This window comes from Ruegeria sp. AA3, assembly GCF_056542905.1.
Map to the genome: position 1 here is coordinate 1 of NZ_JBQGAQ010000027.1, position 5,622 is coordinate 5,622.

At 51.0% G+C, this 5,622-nt stretch carries 6 protein-coding genes; 4 read left to right on the forward strand and 2 right to left on the reverse strand.

The window, feature by feature from the left end:
• Positions 1-133 precede the first annotated feature (133 nt).
• The 3 genes from ACR0JR_RS22125 (at position 134) to ACR0JR_RS22135 (ending at position 2,986) form a co-directional block, all read left to right on the forward strand.
• A complete protein-coding gene (locus ACR0JR_RS22125) occupies positions 134-514 on the forward strand; it encodes a hypothetical protein (RefSeq protein ID WP_480458185.1) in 381 nt (126 codons plus the stop codon).
• Positions 515-1,410: 896 nt separating this feature from the next.
• Complete coding sequence (locus ACR0JR_RS22130) at positions 1,411-1,983, forward strand: carboxymuconolactone decarboxylase family protein (RefSeq protein ID WP_480458186.1); 573 nt, start codon at positions 1,411-1,413, stop codon at positions 1,981-1,983.
• Positions 1,984-2,206: 223 nt separating this feature from the next.
• Positions 2,207-2,986, forward strand: a complete 780-nt coding sequence (locus ACR0JR_RS22135; RefSeq protein WP_113789237.1) for a methyltransferase domain-containing protein — start codon at positions 2,207-2,209, stop codon at positions 2,984-2,986.
• A 328-nt stretch (positions 2,987-3,314) separates the two neighbouring features.
• Here ACR0JR_RS22135 and ACR0JR_RS22140 read toward each other — a convergent pair whose 3' ends face one another.
• Positions 3,315-3,536 (reverse strand): hypothetical protein, encoded by a 222-nt coding sequence (locus tag ACR0JR_RS22140; protein ID WP_480458188.1) that lies wholly within the window; start codon positions 3,534-3,536, stop codon positions 3,315-3,317.
• 97 nt (positions 3,537-3,633) lie between these two features.
• Here ACR0JR_RS22140 and ACR0JR_RS22145 point away from each other — a divergent pair, with 97 nt between their 5' ends.
• A complete protein-coding gene (locus ACR0JR_RS22145; RefSeq protein WP_480458190.1) occupies positions 3,634-4,521 on the forward strand; it encodes a LysR family transcriptional regulator in 888 nt (295 codons plus the stop codon).
• Between the two features lie 587 nt (positions 4,522-5,108).
• On the opposite strand, the gene ACR0JR_RS22150 is transcribed toward ACR0JR_RS22145, so the two are convergent.
• Positions 5,109-5,622: hypothetical protein (locus ACR0JR_RS22150; RefSeq protein ID WP_480458192.1), on the reverse strand; the 514-nt coding region annotated here is incomplete at its 5' end.

Genomic DNA, 5,622 nt, shown 5'->3' on the forward strand with positions numbered 1-5,622 from the left:
TTTCCAAACGGCTTCCCAAGTAGTGCGTCAATTGAAAGGGTTGGTTTTTAGGATTGTGCTGGTCTCTGGCCTAGTATGGAACTCACCAGCTGTCGCGGCTAATGTTTCGCAACTTCCCATCGGTTTGCGGGAAATGGTTGATCTGGCGGCGCAGGCATGCGCGGAGTTCAACGACGGTCAGTTTGACTTAGATTGGGGTGCGGTTGAAAGGGTCGATCTCGACGGAGATCTACAACGCGACTGGGTTCTGAATGAGTCTGGTTTCGCGTGTTCAAGCGCCGCATCTCTATATTGTGGAACTGGCGGATGCATGTCGCACTTCTTGATTGAAGAGGAGGTTCAATCCTTGCTCAACCAGGGCTGGACGGTTGTTGATTTTGGGCGTCAACGCGTTGTTGTTGCGAATATTCATGGATCCAATTGCGACGGAATAAACCCAACGCCTTGCGTCACCGCCAGTGTTTGGGATGCGGACGCTAAGACGTGGCGCTCGTCTGCTGGCGATTGGGAGTAAGTTGTATTTGAGAATTGCAGATAAGCCATAGGAGCAGTAGAGTTTCATTTCTTCGGTGACTGGTTTGGGGTTGGTCAGCCTTTTGGTATTCGCCGTGTCGATCCCGAACGATATCCGGATCCGGATATCGCTGTCGTTTTCCAGATCCCTCAGCTCAGGCAATTCCTTCATCAAAATCGACAGTGAAGACAAGAAGTCCTGATACCCGGTGACAATCAGACAATCCCCGGAGGTGATATGGGGCCGATAAAGATTGATGACCGGCCGGTCGATATTGGTGCCGACCTTCGCAACCGGTTCGGCACCAAGCTCGCTTGCGGGCTTTTGATTTGCTTCGGTGAGCTGCTTTGGCTTGGAACGCAGCCAATCAGGGAGTGAAAACAATGAACAAGACTTGGTTTTAGGACGCTTAGTCTAATATTGATACTGCGGACATCGTCCTTCAAGACATCACAGGAAGAAACATTCGTTTTCTTGAAACTGTCGAAAACGCGCACCGGTTTTATGGCAGAAAGCCGGGATTTCGAGATTTAACATAAGTCGCAATTATAGAGCGGTTGCAGTCTCACGGGCCAACCACCCGCTGCACCCTAGCAACGGTCAGTCGTGAAACTTCGATAGGTGACAGCTTTGAGCCCAATGTTCAAAGTGCTTCTTCGAACTCAAAGGTCTGCGATGCACGGAAAGCTGACTTTGTAGACTTACGAGAAAGGCTCAATTGAAACTTCCTTTGCCCAAACAAAGATCACGTTGGGGTGTTGTTGGGCAAACTTACCGTTCGCAGTATCCCAACAGAATTTCTGAGCGGAACCCGAAATTGCTTTAAGGTTGCGTAAACAACGTTGGTTCCTCACTTTGAGAAAACGTAATCCATAGCAAGACTGAAAGAGAATTAAATGAAACGCCTGTTTCCATCTCTGCCGGAGAACGCGACGCTGGGAAGTGTCTATCAAGCCTTTCCAGACAAACTCTCTCCGCTTTGTGCGTACGAAAGCCTTGTGATGAGGGGAGAGAGCGACCTCTCGGTTGCCGAGCGTGAATTAATCGCAGCCTATGTCTCTGGCTTGAATGCTTGTTCGTATTGCCATGGGGCGCACATCGTTTTCGCCAAAGCCTACGGTATTGAGGTCGAGACAATTGAGGCACTGATGGCAGACCGCGATACGGCACCGGTCGAGGATCATCTCAAACCGTTACTGGCTTACATTGAAAAGCTCACCGTCTCTCCATCCCGAATGACGGAAGCCGACGCAAATGCAGTCTACGCGGCAGGCTGGTCAGAGAGCGCGCTGTTCGATGCTATCCAAGTCTGTGGTGTCTTCAATCTCGTGAACCGCTTCATAGAAGGAACAGGTGTTCAAAGCCCTGGCACCGATCCAAGAGAAGCGGACGAAGCCACTTTGAAGCGATGCCGCAGTGACAGCTTTTACACCGATTTCGGACGGGAGAACGGCCTCGACATCCCTTGAATTGATGTTGTTCGAACTTTCGAGCGACGACAAAAAGCTGGTTCGATAAAGCGGCAGAAGCGTCCTTATCTCCCGAGGTTAACCAATTCGTCGATACCAGTCGGCACCTTCATCTATTGTTGGTGGATCTATGTTCAAACCAAAATGATCCGTCCTGCTTTTCGTAGAAATCCCATTTTCTGATAAGGTTTTGGGGACATGTGGTCTTTGTAAGGGGGGAGAGTTGCTTAAATTTGACGCTGAAACAACGAGATTGCTTGAAATCGCCTATCAGGGAGCAGAATTGACACGGCGAAGACAGGCTTCATTTGATGCGCTGCGCCCGGCTCCTGGTGAGACTATTTTGGATGTCGGTTGTGGCAACGGGATGTTAACAGCGGAGTTGGCCCGTGCAGTTGGCTCGGATGGCTATGTCATCGGGATCGACCCAAGCGAGGATATGACAGCAGCCGCAAGAGAACGATGCAGCGACTACGCGAACGTGGAGTTTCGTGCTGGTGCCGCAAATAGTTTGCCCATTGAGGATGAGAGTGCTGACAAGGCCGTCTCGGTACAGGTCTTTGAGTACATCGAAGACGTAGACGGTGCACTGTCCGACACGCTGCGGTGCGTCAAACCCGGCGGACGTCTCGTCATCAGCGATCTACACTTTGGGAGCTTGATTTGGTTCAGCGATGAGCCCGACAGAATGCAAAAGATGCTGACGTCCTGGAACCAGCACTTTGTGAGTGGCTCCGTCCCGGAAAGACTGCCTGCACTAATAAAGGCTCGCGGCGACCATGTGGAAGATGTCTTGTCGTTCACAATGACAGATCACCAGCTTAAGCCTGATGGCCTCGCAATCATGATGATGCACCTCATGAAGCAATACACTGTCGCAAATGACCATTTTGATCCCGCAGTTGCGCAATCGTGGTTTGATGAGCAGCTCAGCCTTGCAAGGACTGGACGCTTCTTCTTTTCGATGACCCAATTTGTCGTCGTGGTGCGCAAAAAGGGGTGATTGAGCTAAGTAAATCGGCCTAGGTTCTTTCGCGGGCTTCATGAAAGTCGCGGTTCAAGAGACCCCCATTGGTGTCACAGGCGCCCCAACAGGTGCTGCAAGTCTTTTGTCCATACTTAATTGTCGTCGGTGAAGCCCCAAGGAAGTGCCAGACGTGCAGGCATTGATCAGACGTTCGAACGACCGCAGCGATAGGCGTGATGACAGAAGGTCTCGTATTGGTACTTGCTCAATGGCGACAACACAGGTGCGTGGCTGCCACTTCCAGCTTGCAGCTGTATTTGGCGTGATTTAATCGCCCTGTTCGGCCGATTGTCACCAAGTGTTTTCAGAACCTCTCTGGATACAGACTCATCATGTTCTGAACGTCCAGCTCACTCGAAAACGCGTCCGGATTATTCCAGATCACCTCATTTATATAGTCGCGTTCCGAGTGAAGATCATTGTCCGTAAGCCGCGATTTCTGGTTTTCAGGGAAGCCTCTCTTGGTCCAGCCGAACAGTCCACCAAATACGGTCCAGATGCTGGGTGACATTGTATGGGAAGCCATCTCATGGTCCTTTCCGAGTTACTTGCGCTGTCGCAACAACAGTAACTGTTCACCTGTTTTTCTGGTATCCGGCACAAAATTGTGCTGTTCTACAAAAATGAAGAACGGGTTCCGAAATTGGTCGGATATTCGTGTGTTCCTCTCTGTATTCAGAGAAGGGTCGACGCTTGCGGCCTCTAGAAAGCTAAAGGTCTCCCAACCAACGGTTGCCCGACGCATTGATGTTCTCGAAAGAGAAACAGGCTTGACTCTTTTTGAGCGCGGTACGCACGGGTTCAAACCGACCCCAGAAGCCCTTCGCCTCGTTCCCCTCGCCGAAGCAATCGAGGCTTCAGTCCTTGAATTTGCCGATTGCGCGAAAGAATTGACGTCGACACAACCCATCCGTATCACCGCTTATTCGGCAAATTTCTCCGCACGCATGATCGAAATCGTAAACGAGTTTTCCGCCGACAATCAGGATGTCGCATTTGAGTTTTTATCCAGCGTTCGAGCGCTGGACCTGACGGCCGGAGAGGCCGACATTGCTTTGCGCCTTGCAAGAACCGATCCTGATCCCGACCTGATCTGCCGGAAAATCAGTACGGCCCGCTGGTCTTTGTTCGGCAGTAGAAATTACGCGGACAAGTTTGGCTTACCGAGGTCAACGAATGATCTGACCGGGCATCAGTTTGTTACCTTTCAGCGGGACGATGTGCCAAATGTATTCCACGAATGGTTGACCAATCACGTGGAGCCGGACCAGATCGTCATGTCTTTCACTGAACTGGAGCTAATGCATGCAGCGATCGGGTCAGGGCAAGGCCTTGGGATCAGCAATGTCAAGCTGGTGGAAACAGACATGTCTTTTATCCGATGTTTCGACGAAATCCCGGAACTTGCGGTGCCGCACCTAATGCTCATTTCGCCGGAAGCTTATCGCCGGCCAGAGGTTAGAGCCTTCGTTAAGTTCTTCGCACCTCGCTATGCGGCAATCTACAAGTAGTTATACCAATCCTGCGAAACCGACTATATCGGTGGCCAGAATGGCCGCTAATTTGCGTTCCATCTCCGTTGCTCCGAGCTAAAAATCTCCAATTGGTGCCTGCTTACTTTAGCATAAAATCGGTCGGAGCGAGCCACGGTGGATGAGGTGTTAATTTCCAACTTTGAAAGACCTTTCGGGGCTGCGAGCGGTCAATCATGCTCATCGCAGAAAATGGCAGCGCTGAGCCATCCGAAAACCTTCCCCGGCAATACGGCGATGGCGCGAAGCAAGCAAAGAATGAGACCCGAAGATATGGAGCCTCGAACCAAGAAAGTTGAAGGTTAATGCGCCCAAAGTTTTAGGCCAAAAATGCAATTCTTTGGGCGAAATGCAAAGCTATGGGCGCACCTACAACTAGATGTAGGTCCGCTCATAACGCTGCATTCCCAACATTGATTTCATTGAAGAAAATCTTGGAAGATTGCCCATAATTCTGCGCGGTATTTGCGCATAACTTTGCACGATTTGCCCATAAGTTTGCGTGCCACAGAGAACCCATCGAACAATCCAGCTCCTGTGGCTTATCTGCAATTTTCAAATGCAACTTATTCCCAATCGCCAGCAGATGAGCGCCACGTCTTAGCGTCCGCATCCCAAACACTGGCGGTGACGCAAGGCGTCGGGTTTATTCCGTCGCAATTGGATCCATGAACATCCGCAACAACAACGCGTTGACGCCCAAAATCAACAACCGTCCAGCCCTGGTTGAGCAGGGATTGAACCTCCTCTTCAATCAAGAAGTGCGACATGCATCCGCCAGTTCCGCAGTAAAGAGATGCGGCGCTCGAACACGCAAAACCAGACTCATTCAAAACCCAGTCGCGTTGTAGATCTCCGTCGAGATCGACCCTTTCAACCGCGCCCCAATCTAAGCCAAACTGACCGTTGTTGAACTCCGCGCATGCTCGTGCCGCCAGATCAACCTTTGCTCGCAAACCGGTTGGAAGTTGCGAAACGTCAGCCGCGACAACTGGTGAGGTCCAAACCAGGCCCGAACCAAGCAGGAACGCAGATACCAAACGTTTCAAGTAGTTTGCCAATTGGGAAGCCGGTTGGAAG